This window comes from Frankia sp. Allo2 (assembly GCF_000733325.1).
GTDB classification, from domain to species: Bacteria; Actinomycetota; Actinomycetes; order Frankiales; family Frankiaceae; genus Frankia; species Frankia casuarinae.
In genome coordinates this window covers 105,666-122,618 of the sequence record NZ_JPHT01000009.1, presented here as the reverse complement: position 1 = coordinate 122,618, position 16,953 = coordinate 105,666, and the positions used below count along the sequence as shown (strand labels likewise).

General features: G+C 68.5%; 11 protein-coding genes and 2 pseudogenes (1 of these 13 cut by a window edge). 10 read left to right on the top strand and 3 right to left on the bottom strand.

The window, feature by feature from the left end; translation table 11 throughout:
• From ALLO2_RS27095 to ALLO2_RS09135, 6 genes and pseudogenes are all read left to right on the top strand, one after another.
• Window positions 1–254, top strand: a pseudogene (locus tag ALLO2_RS27095) (ABC transporter permease subunit) (it extends 1,243 nt beyond the left edge of the window).
• Window positions 251–778 (top strand): annotated as a pseudogene (locus ALLO2_RS27090) (ATP-binding cassette domain-containing protein); the annotation flags it as partial. The pseudogenes ALLO2_RS27095 and ALLO2_RS27090, both read left to right, overlap by 4 nt.
• A 142-nt stretch (window positions 779–920) precedes the next feature.
• Complete coding sequence (locus ALLO2_RS27085; RefSeq protein ID WP_035941046.1) at window positions 921–1,160, top strand: hypothetical protein; 240 nt, start codon at window positions 921–923, stop codon at window positions 1,158–1,160.
• A 31-nt stretch (window positions 1,161–1,191) separates the two neighbouring features.
• Window positions 1,192–2,223: a 2OG-Fe(II) oxygenase family protein gene (locus ALLO2_RS09145; RefSeq protein ID WP_035731136.1), complete on the top strand. Its 1,032-nt coding sequence runs from the start codon at window positions 1,192–1,194 to the stop codon at window positions 2,221–2,223.
• 278 nt (window positions 2,224–2,501) lie between these two features.
• On the top strand, window positions 2,502–3,434 hold the full coding sequence (locus tag ALLO2_RS09140) for a hypothetical protein (protein ID WP_035731134.1): 933 nt from the start codon (window positions 2,502–2,504) through the stop codon (window positions 3,432–3,434).
• A gap of 276 nt (window positions 3,435–3,710) precedes the next feature.
• Window positions 3,711–4,859 (top strand): SRPBCC family protein, encoded by a 1,149-nt coding sequence (locus ALLO2_RS09135; RefSeq protein ID WP_369808139.1) that lies wholly within the window; start codon window positions 3,711–3,713, stop codon window positions 4,857–4,859.
• 234 nt (window positions 4,860–5,093) lie between these two features.
• Here ALLO2_RS09135 and ALLO2_RS09130 read toward each other — a convergent pair whose 3' ends face one another.
• On the bottom strand, window positions 5,094–5,333 hold the full coding sequence (locus ALLO2_RS09130; protein WP_011434662.1) for a transposase: 240 nt from the start codon (window positions 5,331–5,333) through the stop codon (window positions 5,094–5,096).
• Between the two features lie 563 nt (window positions 5,334–5,896).
• On the opposite strand from ALLO2_RS09130, the gene ALLO2_RS25540 reads away from it, so the two are divergent.
• The 4 genes from ALLO2_RS25540 (at window position 5,897) to ALLO2_RS09110 (ending at window position 12,603) form a co-directional block, all read left to right on the top strand.
• Window positions 5,897–6,049, top strand: a complete 153-nt coding sequence (locus ALLO2_RS25540; protein ID WP_157493328.1) for a hypothetical protein — start codon at window positions 5,897–5,899, stop codon at window positions 6,047–6,049.
• 425 nt (window positions 6,050–6,474) lie between these two features.
• A complete protein-coding gene (locus ALLO2_RS09120) occupies window positions 6,475–8,226 on the top strand; it encodes a class I SAM-dependent DNA methyltransferase (RefSeq protein ID WP_035731131.1) in 1,752 nt (583 codons plus the stop codon).
• Window positions 8,227–8,305: 79 nt separating this feature from the next.
• The gene (locus ALLO2_RS09115) at window positions 8,306–9,478 is read left to right on the top strand and encodes a restriction endonuclease subunit S (protein ID WP_139168505.1); all 1,173 of its coding nucleotides are present in this window, start codon (window positions 8,306–8,308) and stop codon (window positions 9,476–9,478) included.
• Window positions 9,478–12,603, top strand: coding sequence for a type I restriction endonuclease subunit R (locus ALLO2_RS09110; protein WP_035731129.1), 3,126 nt, complete (start codon window positions 9,478–9,480; stop codon window positions 12,601–12,603). The genes ALLO2_RS09115 and ALLO2_RS09110 overlap by 1 nt, the downstream gene beginning before the upstream one ends.
• A gap of 1,021 nt (window positions 12,604–13,624) precedes the next feature.
• Here the strand turns inward: ALLO2_RS09110 and ALLO2_RS27930 are convergent.
• Together ALLO2_RS27930 and ALLO2_RS25535 are read right to left on the bottom strand one after the other, a co-directional pair.
• A complete protein-coding gene (locus tag ALLO2_RS27930; protein WP_304413238.1) occupies window positions 13,625–15,883 on the bottom strand; it encodes a biotin/lipoyl-binding protein in 2,259 nt (752 codons plus the stop codon).
• A 7-nt stretch (window positions 15,884–15,890) separates the two neighbouring features.
• Complete coding sequence (locus tag ALLO2_RS25535) at window positions 15,891–16,934, bottom strand: hypothetical protein (protein ID WP_023840164.1); 1,044 nt, start codon at window positions 16,932–16,934, stop codon at window positions 15,891–15,893.
• Window positions 16,935–16,953: the final 19 nt, after the last annotated feature.

Here is a 16,953-nt window from a genome sequence, read left to right as displayed (position 1 = left end):
ACNNGACCGGAACCGTGCTGGTCGAGGCGCCGTCGTCGCTGGGCGACGCGGTCTTCGCCGCCTCGACCCTGTCCTTTCTCGGACTCGGCCAGCCACCGGGATCCCCGGAGTGGGGGGCCTCCGTGGCCGACAACCGGGTCTTCCTCCAGCAGGGCTGGTGGACGGTGCTGTTCCCGGCGCTCGCCGTCGGAAGTCTCGTCATCGGTGTCGCGCTGATCGCCGACACCCTGCGGGAACAGGAGACCCGGCGATGAGCGACGCGGCGATGAATGGCCAGGCGATGAATGGCCAGGCGGTGGGCGGCCCGGTGGTGGGCGAGGCCGTGGCCGCCGGGGGGCTTGTCGTCGATGGACTGACGGTGAGCTACCCATCGTCCGGCGGACCGGCCGTTGCGGTCGACGGCGTCAGCCTGCGGGTCCGACCCGGCGAGACCTACGGCCTGGTCGGAGAGTCGGGGTGCGGCAAGAGCACGCTGGCCGCAGCGCTCGCGGACGTGCTGCCCGGCGGGGGTGCCATCGACGCCGGCCGCATCGTGCTCGACGGGATGGACGTGCGGGCCCTGTCCGCCCGGGAGCGCAGGCGGTGGCGGGCCGACGCCTTCGCTATGGTCCACCAGGGCACGAGCAGCAGCCTGGACCCCACCGTGCGGGTCGGCGCGCAGGTGGCGGAGGCCTGCCGGCTGGCGGGGCTATCCCGGGCCGAGGCCCGGTCCCGGGCCGTCGAGCTGCTCGGCGCGGTGCGGCTGCCAGCGCCCGCGACGATCGCGCGACGCTGGCCGCACGAACTCTCCGGGGGCCAGCAGCAGCGGGTCGGCATCGCAGCGGCCCTCGGGCAGCCCCCGCCTGCTCGTCCTGGACGAGCCGACCACCGGCCTTGTCGCCGCCGTCCCGCGGGTGGGGGTGAGCAGGCGGGAACGCAGGATGCCGGCGGTGCCCGGGCAACCGCCGCCGCCGACCGACCGGCCGGTGGGCTGCACCTTCGCCGACCGGTGTGCGCTCGCCGACGAGGTGTGCCATGCGTCCGAGCCGCCGCTCGCCCCCGTCGCCGACTCCCCCGGCGGCCGCGCGGTGCACTGCCATCTGGACGCCGCCGATCTGCCTGTGCTCCCGCCACTGCCGGCGGCGGGCACCGGGGTGATGGCGGAGAAGGAGAATGTCTGATGTCGGAGAAACCGGAGAGGACGCCCCTGCCATGACCGACGAGATTCCCGCCATCGACCTGGANGCGGCGCTGGCCGAGGACGCGCCCGCGGACCTGCTGCTGCGCGTGCGCGAGGCGGCCGAGCGGATCGGCCTGATCCAGGTGGTCAACCACGGCGTTCCGCTGGAGCTGATCGAGGNTTTCGAGCGTCGGGTCGAGCGCGTCCTGCGTCTGCCGCGGCCGGAGAAGGCGAAGTTGGCCAGCCCCACCGGACACCCCTTCCGGGGCTGGCGGCAGTGGCCCGACGACCTCGGCCGCCTCGAACTCGAACGGTATTCCGTGGGCCAGTTCGACAACCCGGCCGATGCCGCCGCCGCAGGCGTGTCCGAACGGTGGCTCGGGCTCTACAAACACGGCAACGTCTGGCCGCCGGAGGACCCCGACCTGCGCGGGGTCACCTTCGCCTACGCCAAGGCGGCCGTGGTGCTGGCCCAGCGGGTGCTCGGCCTGTACGAGCGGCTGCTCGGACTACCGGCAGGCAGCTTCCCGGACGCCGAGCCGCACCACATCAACATGATCGTCAACGACTACCCGACCTGGACCTACCCGGACACGGTCGCTGAGGAGGAGAAGCTTCTCCTGCTGGAGCACACGGACGGCTCGGCGGTGACCATCCTGCACCAGCACGGCGAGTACTCCGGGCTCCAGGCGCAACAGGCCGACGGCACCTGGATTCCGGTGCCCGTCGTGCCCGGGGCGTTGCAGGTGTTCTCGGGGACAATCCTCACCCGCTGGACCAACGGTCTGTTCCGGCCCGTCCGCCACCGGGTCGTGGCCGGCGGCAGTGCGACCCGGCAGTCGACCGGGATCTTCTACCATCCGAGTCTGGACACCGTGCTGGAACCGCTGCCGGCCTTCGTCGGGGAGGACGGCACGGAGTTCGAGCCCGTTGTCCTGGGCGAGATCGACGAGACCAACGTCGAGAACTACCTGAAGGTCTTCGGCCGGCCGGAGCAGGTGGCCGCGTGGCGGGAGGGCCGTCCGTTCGTCTCGGAGCTTGCGGAGACCTCCGCCGGCCNCTGACCTGGGCGGCCGCACTGCCGTCGGAATCCGACCGGTCATTTCATCCCTCTCATCCCATATGCGTCATCTGATCGGCTCCCCAGGTGCCGTAATCGCGTGCCGTAATCGCGTGCCGGAGAGGGTATCGAGGGGCTCCAGGAGGCTGATCACGAGCGGACANTCTCCTTGCGGTTTCGCAACGACTGCGTGTCGGTTATGGAAAGCACCGCCGGCGCGACCCCTCCCTGCGTGTGTCATCGGCTTGATGGCAGAGGCTCCCCAGGTGAGAGGACGTCGACATGATCCGCGGGCTGGCTCGTACCCGGGTCCGGAGCGCGAGGACACGTGACGGGAGGAGAGCTTTCCTGCTCGCGGCCGTAATCATTTTACTTTCCATGGCGACATCGTCGCCGGTCNGGGCGGCCGGCGGTCCCACCCGCGGCGAGGGCGTCGCGGTTCCCTTCGAGGGGTTCACGGATCGAAACGGGGGCCCGACATCGATCGGCGGTGCGGTCGGTGTGGACCTGGTGCTCGGGTCGACCAGCCGACCGTACCTTCCCTGCCAGAACTACGACCCGCGGGCCCGTACGGGCGACGCCTTCGTCAACGCCTGCCAGGAACGGGGAAGTTACACCACCTACTCCCGCTTCCCTCCCGGCGGAGGCCTGCTTTTCCCGGCTGGCTACTTCATGGGCAACAGCCAGCCCGATCTGGTCCGGGGTGGTCTGCTGCGGACCGGCTGGGGAGCGCGCACCGCCGGCCTGTCGTTCGAGTTCTACCCGGATCAGGCGCATGACGCCGAGATCGTCCATTCGCGTTTCTACATCGACCGGTTCGACCATTGGACACACGGCTGGACGTACTCCGTCGCCATCGGCCGCATCGCCCTCACCGCCCTCGGCGACCCCGGAACCGCTCGGATCAGCGGGCAGCTGACCGACCGCGGCCGGCCGCCGGCACCGGGCCGGGTGCGGATCGTCATCTTCGGCGGCCACGCCCGTTCCTCCACCGGCTATCCGATCTCCTCCTTCGCCGTCCGCACCAGCACCGGGTCATCCGACTGGAGCAGCGGAGCGCTCTACGCCGGCCCGCAGCGCATCACCGTCACCGACACCGCGACGCATCGGGAATGCGTCCTGGAACGCCCGCGCGTCCTCGGCCCGGACAGCAGGATCGACCTCGATCTCTCCCGGCCGGGTTTCGGCCAGCCCGGCAGCACCTGCACGCCCTGACCACCCGCGTGGCTTGACCACCCGCTCGGACGTCGTCTACGCAGGGTGATATATCCAGGACATAGGGTGCCTATTCATTCCGGGATGACTGTAGATATTGCACATAGAGTGACGCCGTCGCTCCTTTTGGAAATTCGACGATGCCGGCTCAACGGCGTTTGGCCGAAGGCACATACGATTCCGCTATCACGTCATATGCGATNTTGTGCCGATACTTCGGTGCTCTCGGCATGACGTAACCGCCGCATCAGGACTGCCGTATCAAGGAGGCCTCAGATCGACCGCCACGAGCTCATCGATCTCACTCGACGGGCGCTCAAAATCGCGATGGACAAGACGACCGACATGGTGCCCGCGGAGCGCCGCCAGCCGGCCTTGGCGTACACGGGCCAGGGACGCTTCGAGCGCGAGCGCGAGCTTGTCCTGCGCTCTCCGCAGCTTGTCGGCTACCGCTCTGAGTTGCCGGCCCCCGGAAGCTACTGCACGAAGACCGTCATGGGCGTTCCCGTGCTTCTGACCCGGGGCGAGGACGGCACGGTCAGGGCTTTCCAGAACGTCTGCGCCCATCGCCAGGCGCCAGTCGCGGAGGGCTGTGGCGCGGCAGAGCGGTTCGTCTGCCCGTATCACGCCTGGGTGTATGACGCCCAGGGTGACTTCGTCGGCGGACCCGGCCGTGAAGGTTTCCCCTCGACGATGGCCGGGAAGCCCCGTCTCACGCAACTGCCCGCCGCGGAGCATTCCGGATTCCTGTGGGTCGGTCTCCAGCCGGACAGCGGTCCCCTGGACATCGATGCCCACCTGGGAGAGCTCGGTCCGGAACTCGCGTCCTGGGACATCGGTAGCTGGGCCTCGGTGGGCGAGAAGGTGCTCGACTTCCCGATCAACTGGAAGTTCGCGCTCGACACGTTCGCCGAGAACTATCATTTTGCCACGGTGCNCCGGGACACGTTCGCGCTGATCACCAAGAGCAACTGCGCGCTGTTCGACTCCTTCGGCCCGCACCATCGGCTGGTCTTCCCGATGCGGCACATCACGGACCTCGCGGACAAGCCCGAGGAAGAATGGGAACCACTGCACAACCTCGTGGTGATCTACGCACTGTTCCCCAACATCGTCCTGTCGGTCACTGTCGCCAACGGCGAGGTGTTCCGGGTCTATCCCGGGAGCGGACCGGGTCATTCGATCACCTATCACCAGAACGCGTCGCCGATGGATCTCACGGACGAGGCGACGCGAACCGCCGCGGACGAGATCTTCGAGTACGCGCACGCCACGGTGCGCGACGAGGACTACCGCATGGCGATCGACATCCAGAAGAACATGGCGTCGGGGGTGCGGCCCGAGCTTGTCTTCGGACGCAACGAGCCGGGGCTGCACCATCGTCATGCGGTTATCGACGAGGCGCTCGCCGCATTCGGCGGGTAGCGCCGGTCCGGACGGGCCCCGCGCCGACCCCTGGCGCGGGTGGGCCGGGGCCCAGGGCTGCGGCGAGGTAGCAAATCATCATTGATCGACTACGAAGCGTGGCGGCTCTGGTAGCTCCCTCGCGGGGCTGAGAGTCGGGCGGTGTGGTTTCGGCAGTGCGTGGTCGGTCGCTGGCCGCGTGGACGGGAATACTGATTTTTAATGCGTGATGTCGTCGGATCATGACTTCGTGGATCATGATGGTTTCAAGGTCAGATCGACGTCGTCGAAGGCCCGGTTGGCGATCTGCCCGCCTTTGAGTACCGACCACAGCCCTTCCACCGGGTTCAGGTCGGGCGCGTACGAGGGCAGCGCCACCACAGTCAGCCACAGTGTGTTCGCAGCGATGAAAGCGGCCATCTCCGCGCACAGGTGCCGGTTGAGGTTGTCCCAGACCAGCACGACCGGCCGGCCCAGCCGCTTGTGCACGGCCACGACCAGATCCCGGATAGTCCCGCCAGGAGAACGACTTCGGCTCGTCGCGGCGGCCCCGGTGTTTCACCGGTCCGCTTCAACCTGTGCGACCGGCTCGTCCCGGGCGAACCGTTCGGCCGCGTCCCTCCGGACCGGTTCCCGGCGATCCCGTTCCGTGGCGGTCAGCCCGCCACCCGTCGCGTACCTCGTACCAGCCGGCTACCCGAACAGAACGCGCACCACTCACCCAGAGATCACAATAAGGTGAAGGATAATCGTGCTTCCACACAACTTCGCGGATTAAAACTCAGTAGCCCGCCTGGACCGCCTCAAGCTGACGGCAGCCGCCAACACGCGGACCGGGGCTGCGGCCCAGCACCTGCTGCTCATCGCTGTCGCACAGACCGCGCCCTGCAGCGGGGGCTGACCGGATCAACGGGGCATAACCTCACGCACCGCTCCACACTGTCAGTCGGGTCATGTTCGCTGTGCCTCGGCGCCGGACGCTCTCCCACGGGCGGGATTGACGTCGCTGGCGTACTCGCGGTGGACGAACCGCCCAGGTCGAACGCGGCGTTGGCGTCATGGTCGATCACCAGCCGGCAGGCCTCACCACGTGGCTGGGAACCCGCCGCCACCAGGTGGAGAAGGACAAGGCGTTGCTGGCCGGCCTCTGGCCCGGCTGGAAACCGGCCATTCGCTGGGGCCTTGCTCCGGACCTGGCCGCCGCAGTGTAGGGCGGTCTGTAGCCGGGTGCGGACCGTGTCACGAGGGNCTTGGCATGATCGTCAGAACTGTGCGGCAGACTATCGTCCGTGGGGATCAGATTCGCGAGTTGCCGGGCGACCTTCGTGCCGCGTTGCCGGAGGAGCGGGACGAGGGCGACATGTGCGAGCCGCTGATCAAGGCGTACCTGGAGGCCGACCCGGGGTGGACCGAGAGGTTCTCCGAGGTCTGGCAGTGGACAGCCTGGCCTGGCCGTGGCGGGGNGAGTGACATCGGGATCGGCTGAGATCAGAGTCGACGATTCCGCCAGACCGCTCGGCTGCTGGTACGGGCTGGCCAGGAACTTCGGCCCCGAGCACGGCGGCGTCGGTAGCCCATGGCCCGGACGCGGGCGTCCGGCATCCCGTCTTCGCGTGAGATCCCCTCAAGGAGCCCTGTGAGCACCCTCGGTAGTTTCATCTGGTCGATCGCCGACCAGCTTCGGGGTCCCTACCGCCCCAACCAGTACGGCAACGTGATCCTCCCGCTCACGATCCTGCGCCGGCTCGACTGCATCCTCGAGCCCGACCGGGACACGGTCCGCGAGCTCGCGCGGACGTTCGACAACCCGAACCGGCTGAAGATCGAGGTGAAGAAGGCGACCGGCAGGCCGTTCTACAACACTTCCAACTACGGATTCAGCAACCTCCTGGCCGACGCCGACGGGCTGGCGGACAACCTGGCCGACTACGTCGACCGGTTCTCGACGGACGTGGACGTGTTCGAGTACTTCGACTTCAAGAAGGAGATCCTCGCGCTGGAGAAGGCGGGGCTCCTGCGCGAGATCATCACCTCGTTCAAGGCGATCGACCTGCACCCCGATGTGGTGTCGAACGCCGACATGGGCGATGCGTTCGAGTACATCATCCGCAAGTTCAACGAGGCCGCGAACGAGACCTCCGGCGACCACTACACCCCACGCGACGCGATCCGGCTGCTGGTCGACCTGCTCTTCGCCGAGAAGGAGGCCGACCTGTCCGAGGCCGGCATCGTGCGTACCCTCTACGACCCGACCGCGGGCACCGGCGGCATGCTCGCCCTGGCCGAGGAGCACCTGCTCGCGCAGAACCCGGACGCGAACCTGAGCCTGTATGGCCAGGAGTACAACCCGCAGTCGTACGCGATCTGCAAGTCCGACCTGCTCGCCAAGGGCCACGACGCGTCCAACATCGCCTTCGGTAACACGCTCACCGACGACGCCTTCAAGGGCAGGAAGTTCGACTTCTGCATGTCCAACCCGCCCTACGGCGTCGACTGGAAGCAGTACGCCAAGAAGGTCACCGAGGAGCGCGACGAGGCGGGCCCGTACGGCCGGTTCGCCCCCGGCCTGCCGGCGACCTCGGACGGGCAGATGCTCTTCCTGCTCCACCTGGCCCACAAGATGCGGGCGCCCAAGGACGGCGGCGGCCGGGTCGGGATCATCATGAACGGCTCGCCGCTCTTCAACGGCGCCGCCGGGTCCGGCCCCTCCGAGATCCGCCGGTGGCTGCTGGAGAACGACCTGGTCGAGGCGATCGTCGCGCTGCCGACCAACATGTTCTTCAACACCGGCATCGCCACGTACATCTGGATCCTCGACAACACCAAGCACCCCGACGCCAGGGGCCTGGTCCAGATCATCGACGGCACCTCGTTCTGGACCAAGATGCGCAAGAACCTCGGTTCCAAGGGCCGTGAGATCTCCGACACCGACCGCGAGAAGGTCGTCAGCCTGTACGTCGACTTCCTCGACGCCGACCCCGACTACTCCAAGGTGCTGAGCAACGACGAGTTCGGCTACTGGACCATCACCGTCGAGCGACCCCTGCTTGGCGAGGACGGCAAGCCGGTCGTCGACCGCAAGGGTCAGCGCAAGCCCGACCCGAAGAAGCGCGACACCGAGAACGTCCCCTTCACCTACGGCGGCTCGACCGCCGGCCGGGCCGGCAAGATCGAGGTCATCAACGCCTACTTCGACGCCGAGGTGAAGCCGCACGTCCCCGACGCCTGGATCGACTGGGCNAAGGNNAAGNCCGGCTACGAGANCCCCTTCNCCCGCCACTTCTACAAGTACGTCCCACCCCGCCCCCTCGCCGAGATCGACGCCGACCTGGAGAAGCAGGTCGCCAAGATCCTCGACCTGCTGCGAGAGGTCGAGGGTGATCGCTGAGAGGCTCGACCTCGTCGACTCCGGTGTGTCCTGGCTCGGGAAGGTCCCGCCGCACTGGACCACAAAGCCACTGTGGTCCATGTTCGAACGCATCAAGGATGTGGACCATCCGGAAGAGCAGATGCTGTCCGTCTTTCGCGAGTACGGCGTCGTGGCGAAGGACTCGCGCGACAACATCAACAAGACTGCCGAGAACCGCAGCATCTACCAGCTCGTCCACCCAGGCTGGCTGGTCGCCAACCGGATGAAGGCATGGCAAGGTTCGGTTGGCATCTCCTCGCTCCGCGGGATCGTTTCCGGTCACTACATCTGCTTCGCGCCGCGCCATAGTGAGGACGCCCGCTACCTCAACTGGCTCCTTCGCTCGACCACCTACACCAACGGCTACGCACTGCTCTCGCGCGGAGTGCGCATCGGTCAGGCCGAGATCGACAACGACGAGTTCCGGCTGATGCCGATCCTGCTCCCGCCGCTAGGGGAGCAGCGCGCCATCGCCGACTACCTCGACCGCGAGACCGCCCGCATCGACACGCTTATCGAGGAGCAGCAGCGCCTGATCGAGATGCTCCGCGAGCGGCGGCAGGATCTGATCCGAGCGGCGATCCTCGGATCGGCAAACCCCTTCTCACCACCTGCTGAAGCAGCGTTCACCGCGATTGGTCACCACTTCTCAGTGACCCTCGGGAAGATGTTGGATGCTGGCAAGGCGGTTCGTGCCGAAGATCGGCTGCTCCCCTACATCCGAGCTGGGAATATTCAGGACGCCGGGCTGAAGCTCGACGACGTGAAGGAGATGCCCTACTCGGAGGCGGAGGCGGCGAACCTCAACCTACTCAAGGGCGACTTGCTCGTAGTTGAGGGCGGAGCCGTCGGGACGAACGCGTTGGTTCGGGAGGACATGCCTGGGTGGTCCTTCCAGAAGACCGTCAACCGACTCCGTCCACTCGGTAATTGGTCGTCCGCTTGGCTGGGTTATGTCCTGCGGACCTACCGGGACATCGGCGTGATTGACATCGTATGCAACAAGTCGACGATTCCGCACCTGACGGCCGAGAAGCTCCGCGCCATGCGCATTCCTTCCGTGGATCCGCAGGAGCAAGTGCTCGTGGCCGCAAGACTTGATCGTCAGACCATAAAGATCGATGTCCTGATCGAGGAGACCGCGCGATTCATCGAGCTCTCCCGAGAGCGCCGGTCGGCGCTCATTACCGCCGCCGTGACGGGACAGTTCGACGTTGGCGAGGCCGCCTGATGGCCGACCACAACGAGGTCGTCTTCGAGTCCGAGATCTGCGCGTACCTGGAGGCTCACGGGTGGCTGTACTCGGCGAACGACACCGGGTATGACCGTGAGCGGGCGCTCTTCCCCGCGGATGTGTTCGCCTGGTTGGAGGAGACTCAGCAGGCGGCGTACGGGAAGGCGTTGAAGGCGGCCGGGTCGGCGGCGAAGTTCCTCGATGTGCTGGCCACGGCGCTCGACAGGCCGCTGGAGCACGGCGGCGGGACGTTGAACATCCTGCGTAACGGGGTCGTCTACATCGGTGGTGGCCGGTTGAAGCTGGCGCAGTTCCGGCCGGAGACCAGCCTGAACGCGACGACGACTGCGCAGTATGCGGCGATGCGGGTGCGGGTGATGCGGCAGGTGCGCTTCTCGACCGCCGATCAGCGCAGCATCGACCTGGTGTTCTTCGTCAACGGGCTGCCGGTGGCGACGGTGGAGCTGAAGACGGACTTCACGCAGTCGCTGGACGAGGCGATCCGCCAGTACCGCAAGGACCGGCGCCCGGTTACGAACGGTCGGGCGGAGCCGTTGTTGTCGTTCGGGCATCGGGCGCTGGTGCACTTCGCGGTCTCCAACGACCTGGCGGCGATGACCACCAGGTTGGAGGGGGAGAAGACGCACTTTTTGCCGTTCAACATCGGCCATGACGGCGGGGCGGGGAACCCGCCAGGTGCCGAGGGGCGGTCGGCGACGGCGTACCTGTGGGAGCGGGTCTGGGAGAAGGACGCCTGGCTCACCATCGTCGGGCGGCTGATGATCGTGGAGACCCGGGAGGAGTGGGACGTCGCGACGGGGACGTCGGTGCGACGTACCAGCATGCTCTTCCCGCGGTTCCACCAGTGGGAGGCCGTGACGACCATCGTCGACGCCGTACGCGAGGAGGGCGTCGGCCACCGGTACCTGATCGAGCACTCGGCCGGGTCGGGGAAGACGAACACGATCGCCTGGACCGCACACCGGCTGGCGCGGCTGCACGTGGACGACGAGAAGGTCTTCGACACGGTCCTCGTGGTCGTGGACCGGACGGTGCTTGACGGGCAGCTTCAGGAGGCGATCCGGCAGATCGACGGGTCCGGCAGGATCGTGGCCACGATCAGCCCGGAGGACGTCCGCAAGGCTGGCGCGACGTCGAAGTCCGGGCTGCTGGCCGCCGCGCTGCGGAACGGCGAGCTGATCATCGCGGTGACGGTGCAGACGTTCCCGTTCGCGATGGACGAGATCCAGGCGGACAAGGGGCTGACGGGCAGGAAGTTCGCCGTGATCGCCGACGAGGCGCACTCGTCGCAGTCCGGCAGGATCTCCTCCCAGCTGAAAGCCGTGCTCACCGCCGAGGAGATCAAGGACCTCGCCGACGGCGGCGAGGTCGCCCTGGAATCGCTTCTGGCGGCGCGGATGAGCGAGCGGGCCGACTCGCCGAACATCTCCTACTTCGCGTTCACCGCGACCCCGAAGGCCAAGACGCTGGAGATGTTCGGGCGGAAGGGGCCGGACGGGAAGCCGGTCGAGTTCCACCTGTACTCGATGCGGCAGGCGATCGAGGAGGGGTACATCCTCGACGTTCTGCGTGGCTATCAGTCGTACGACACCGCGCTGAAGATCGCCGGTAAGGCCACCGCCGACAGCGAAGTCGAGGAAAGCGCCGCGCGTAAGGGGCTGATGCGGTGGGTGAAGCTGCACCCGACCAACATCAGCCAGAAAGTCCAGATCATCGTCGAGCACTTCCACGCCAACGTCGCCCACCTGCTGGAGGGCAGGGCGAAGGCGATGGTCGTCACCGACTCGCGCAAGGCCGCGGTGAAGTACAAGAAGGCGATCGACGCCTACATCGCTCGCCGGGTCGCGGAGGATCCGTCGTACACCTACCGCACGCTGGTCGCCTTCTCCGGGTCGGTGACGATGGACGAGAACGAGGTGTGGACCTCGGAGTGGGGGCCGGTGCCGGCGGAGGACGTCGAGTTCACCGAGACCAACCTCAACCCCGGCGCCGGCGCGGACCTGGCCGCGGCGTTCAAGGGCGGGACCTACACGATCATGCTGGTGGCCAACAAGTTCCAGACCGGCTTCGACCAGCCGCTGCTCTCGGCGATGTACGTCGACAAGAAGCTCTCCGGGGTCACCGCCGTGCAGACGCTCTCCCGGCTCAACCGCACCCACCGCACCGCGGGCGGGGAGATCAAGCGCACGACGTTCGTCCTCGACTTCGTGAACACGCCCGACGACATCCGGGCCGCGTTCGAGCCGTACTTCACCGGTGCGACCCTGGAGACCGAGACCGACCCGTACGTCGTCGCCCACCTCGCCGCCAAGCTCGCCCAGACGGGGATCTACACCGCCGACCAGGTACGGAACGTCGCCGAGTTGTGGGTGAAGCGGAAGGGTAACANCGCGCTCTCGGCCGCGATCGCTCCGGCGAAGCACGAGTTCGCGAGCCGCTACGCCGCCGCGATCGAGGCCGACGACAAGGTCACGCTCAGCACCCTCGACCTGTTCCGTCAGGACGTCTCCACCTACGTCCGGCTCTACGACTTCATGAGCCAGATCGTCGACTACGGCGACCCGCACCTGGAGATGCTCTCCATCTTCCTACGCCTCCTGGAGAAGGTCATCGCCGACTCCTCCTGGGCCGCCGAGGTCGACCTCTCCGACGTCGTCCTGGTCGGGGTCAGACACGAGAAGCGGATCGCCGTCGACATCTCGCTGACCGGCGACGGCGAGCTCAAGGGAATCAGCGCCGCCGGGACCGGCGCCCGCAAGGAGCCCAGGTACGTCGCGCTCCAGGTCGTGATCGACAAGATGAACGACCTCTTCGGCGCCGAGTCCTTCACCGAGTCCCAGATCCGCGAGTTCGTCGACGGCCTGGTCCAGCGACTCCTCGCCTACCCCGACCTCGTCAGGCAGACCCAGGTCAACTCGAAGAAGCAGTTCATGGACTCCGACGACTTCAAGGCCGTCGTCACCGAGGCCGTCCTCGACAACCAGGANGCCCACAACACCATGGCCGACTACTTCTTCAGCGACGGCCCTGGGATCAACAGCGTCATCCTTGCCCTCGCGGACGCCTTCTACGAGGTCGCCACGTCACAGGAGACCGACTGACAGAATGTCCGGTCAGGGGCGCTTTCGTCCCTCGGGAAATCGGCCTGCTCCGAGCCACCGGCATCAGTCGGGTCACGGCGTCCAAAGCGTCGGCATGGCCGTCGCGAGATGACCGAACGCCGCCTACAGAAACCCGATCACCGGATCCTGGCCCTCTGCCTCCGAAGACCGTGACCTACCGAAACCGGTCCCTCACCGCGCCAGTATAGCGGCGCTCCAGAGCCCATAGGCGCGGGTCTCGCGCCGGATCCGCCAGCACCCGTCGTGACCGGCCACCGAGCCCTGGGCGCGCTGCGTCGATCATGCGTGCCTGAGCAAGGGCGTACTCGGCGGGGCGCCACCGGANCCGGTCATGTTCAGCCCGAGGCCGAGCTCGCCTTGCCCGGCCGAGAGTGGTTGGTCCGTGACGGGGCAGGGCGCTGGCTTGGACCATCTCAGGGTGGGTAGGAGACTCATGCCAGCGTAATGGCTACTCAAGATCCACGGTCACGCGGCGCAGGCGCTCGGGTGTGCACCTCGTGAACCCGGACGACGAACCAGCACCCGGCAGCCGCCGGCACCCCGGGACACACAGAGTGCCCGTGACCTGCACGAACACACACATGACGGCACTATGCGATACTAGACGGCAGGCTGTCCTACGGGCTTTTAACCGGCGGGTTTCCCGCCCTGCAGCTGCCGCGAACCTTGAACGATATTGGTTTGGCCTGCATCGTTCGAAAAATTGACCCTCCGGCGCGGGTCCGTCGGGCCGCGCGTGTGCTCGATGTGTGCTCATTGTGTCGTCACCCGCTAAACGATCTCCGTTTGTCGCGCTGCGTCGCGGGCGAACCCGGCCGCCGGGAGAGGCGGGCTCGCGGCGATGTACCAGATGATTTTGATCGCTATGGCGGGCCAGTGCTGCTATGTCGGAGATCAACAAGCCGAGAAGTCCTGATATCTGACTATGCCTGCGGTCGCGCGGTCGGCTCCGACGCACGAGTCTTGTCAACGGTTTCCGAAAACTGGATCTGGATCTGGCTCAGCCACCCCGGGCGGGCTGGACGCCCCGGCCCCCGGCACCGCCACCGCCCCCACCGCCCCCACCCGCGCCGAACAGCCCGCCCCCGCCGCTCAGAGCTCCGCCTCTGGTGGACGATGAGTTCGTGCGTGCCGACGGCAGCGCCGCGTGCAGGTCGGCGAGGATGACCTGGTTACCGGCGGTGAGGCCGGACGTCACCTCGGTCCGGTCGGCCCCCACCGCCCCGGTGGTCACCCGGACGGTCACCGCCTTGCCCTTCCGCAGGACCGAGACCGTGCTCAGCCCGCCGACCCGGTGCACCGCCGAGGTCGGCACGGTCAGCATGTTCCGGACCTCCCGTACCACGATCGACACGGTCGCGCCGGTGCCGTCGAAGAGCTTCGTCCGCGTCGCCGCCAGTGCGATCTTGACGGGGTAGGTCGTGGTCGACCCGGTTGTGCTGTTCAGGACGCCGATCGAGGAGACGGTGCCGGTCAGCGGCGTCGACACGCCGTCGACGGTGACGTCGGCCCGGTCGCCGGGCCGCACCAGGTCCACGGCGGACAGCGGGACCGTGGTGACGACCTGCTTGCCACCGGCGCCGAGCACGGTGATGGCGTTGGTGCTGGAGAACGCGCCGACGGTCATCCCGGGTGAGATCGAGACGGCGGCCACCGTCCCGGTGACGGGGCTGGTCAGGGTCGTCTCCGCCAGGTTCTGCTGGGCCAGCGCCACCTGCGCGACAGCCGCGTCGATGGCGGCCTGGTCGGCCGCGAGCTGCTCGGCGGTGACGACCCTGGCCGCCCGGCTGGACGTACCGCCGCTGGACGTACCGCCGCCCACGCTGCGGGACGATCCCGCCGAGCTTCCGGAGCGGACGGTCGATCCTCCACCGGAGGAGCTGGGGGCGGGACCGTGGCTGGGGGCGGGAGCCGGCCCACCCGTCGCACCTGGCACCCACGGGGCCGGCGCGCTCAGCGGACGGGCGCTCGAAGTGGCTGGTTGGGTTGGTTGGGTTGGTTGGGCTGGTTCGGTCGGGATGGCCGAGGCGGCCGGAGCTGTCGGAGCGTCGGCTGTCGGAACGCCGGCTGTCGGAACGCCGGCTGTCGGAACGCCGGCTGTCGGAACGCCGGCCGTGCCGAGGTCGCGGACCGCAGCGTCCAGGTTCAGTTTGGCGGCGGCGAGTTGGGACACCAGCGTGGCCAGGTCCGACGGCTGTGACGGCCCTGGCGATGTGCTGTACCTGGCGACGAGGGCACCGATCGCGTGCTGGCACTGGAGGGCGTCAACGGAACCGGTCGGGTCGGGATCCTCGATCTTCACCGTGTACGGCGTGCCCGCGTCTAGACCGGTGAAGGCATAGGAACCGGTCACGGAGGCGACCACGGCGCCGTCCCGGAGCAGAGTGATCGCGTCGTCGGCGCCGGCGGTCCCGCTGATCTTCCCGGTGGCGTCCGACGGGGCGGCGAGGACCGGCGTCGTCGTGTACGTGATCGGCGCGCGGGGCGGCCCGGCGACCACCACGCAGCCTCCGCCGGGGGACGTCAGCTTCCCGAGATCGGCGCCGAGGCCGGCCAGCACGCTGTCGAGGGACGACTGGGCATTCTCGACGTCCTGCTGCGCTGTGGTGACCGCCGTCAGGAGGGTGCCCGGCTCCGTCGTCCCGTTGTCCGTCGTCCCGGCTGGAGCCGCCGCCGGGGTCGGCGCCGGGGAGCGTCCGGTCGAGGAACTGATCAGTTCGATGCCGGCGGACGACGAGCCGCCCCGGAACGAGCTGCCCGTCACGTCTGCCAGGGAGGTGGCCACGNCCCCCGCCGCTGTGAACGTGCCCGGGCCCGTCCCCGAAGCGGTCGCCGACGAGGTCTGGCCCGACTCGTCCGCGGTCAGTGCCAGCCGCGCGTTCGCCAGCGTCGCGTTCGCCGCGTCCAGGGCTCGCCGCAGCGGCCCCGGGTCCAGGCCGGCCAGCGTCTGCCCGGCCGTGACCTGGTCACCGATCGCCACCGGCACGGCGGTCACCGTTCCGGCGACCGGAAACGCCAGTGTCGCCTTGTTGACTGTGGCCACCGTTCCGACCGAGGTGAGGGCCTGGGTCACCGACGCCATGCTGGCGGTGGCCAGCCGGTAGGAGGGCCCCGGGCCCGCCGTGACCGCGAGCCCCGTTCCGACGCCGGTACCAGCCAACAGCACCGCTGCCGTGCCGCCCACCACGACCTTGCGGGGCCGACCCAACCGGCGGCGCGACGGCCGCGGCTTCTCCTCAGGCGCTGCCTTCTCGGACACTGCCCCTTCAGGCATTTGTGGACCCGGTGCGACCGGAGCCGGTGGCGCCGGAGCCCGCACTGCCGCCCCCCTGGCCGCCGAAGCCGCCGCCGCCGAAGCCGCCGCCGCCGAAGCCGCCGCCGCCGAAGCCGGCGGTGCAGCGGCCGTTCGTCTTCGGGCTCAGCGTGATGTGGGTCGCCGTGACGGCGCCAGTGTCGTCGGTCTGGCCGTTCGCGGTCGCGCACTGCCCGACGGCCAGTGCCTTGGCCGTCGCGGTGACCGACTGGGTGTACCTGGTGTCCCCGTTGACCTGCGCAGTGTAGGTGATGGCTGCCCCGCTGCCGCTGCCGCTGCCGCTGCCGCTGCCGGTGACGGTGACGGTCGAGCCGGACACCGAGGCCACCTTGCCCTCCGCGCGCGCGCCGAATTCGTCTCGGAAGCCTCCCGGCCCTCGGGTGCCCAGCGAGCGCGGACGCGGGCTGCCGCTCGGCCGGGGCTGGCCGGTCGGCCGTCGCCCGGCGGTCGGCTGTGTGCAGGCGTCCCCGACCGGCTGGCTGATCAGCACCGTCGTGGCGGTGAACGAGGTGGGCCTCGGCCTGGGGCTGGGCGCCGCCGAGTCCGGCGTGCCACCGGTGCCGCCCGCGCCGCCGGCCGGCGAACCGGATGCCCCGTTCCCGGTCGGCACGTCGGCGGCGAAGACGCACACCCCTGGCCTGACGTCGGCGAGGGTCGCGGCGATGATCTGGGTGAACGTGGTCGTCCCGGTGAACTTCACCGTCACCTGCCCCGACGGCTGGCTCTGGACCTCGATGCTGCCGGAGCTGGCGCTGGCGGCGTCGACCTCGGCGATGGTGCCGAACGCGGCCGGGCCGCCGGCGCCGGATCCACGGCCCCCCTGACCGGGCGGGCCGCCCGGCTGGCCGGTGCTCGGACTGCCCTGTGCCGACGCCGCGGTCGAAGAGCCACCGCAGCCGGCGAGCGCCGCGACCAGCATGGTCGTGGCGGCGGCGAGGGCGAGCCGCGTCGGGCGGCCGCCGGTCAGGGACCTGGTGAGCGGTGCTTGACCAGTCAAGATCTCGATCCTCGTCCTG

What these genes read in the sequence shown, in the direction of transcription:
- ALLO2_RS27085 (WP_035941046.1), top strand. Translation starts at nt 921, where the DNA reads ATGCCGGCGGTGCCCGGGCAACCGCCGCCGCCGACCGACCGGCCGGTG.
- ALLO2_RS25540 (WP_157493328.1), top strand. Translation starts at nt 5,897, where the DNA reads ATGGTCGATCACCAGCCGGCAGGCCTCACCACGTGGCTGGGAACCCGC.
- ALLO2_RS09115 (WP_139168505.1), top strand. Translation starts at nt 8,306, where the DNA reads ATGTTCGAACGCATCAAGGATGTGGACCATCCGGAAGAGCAGATGCTG.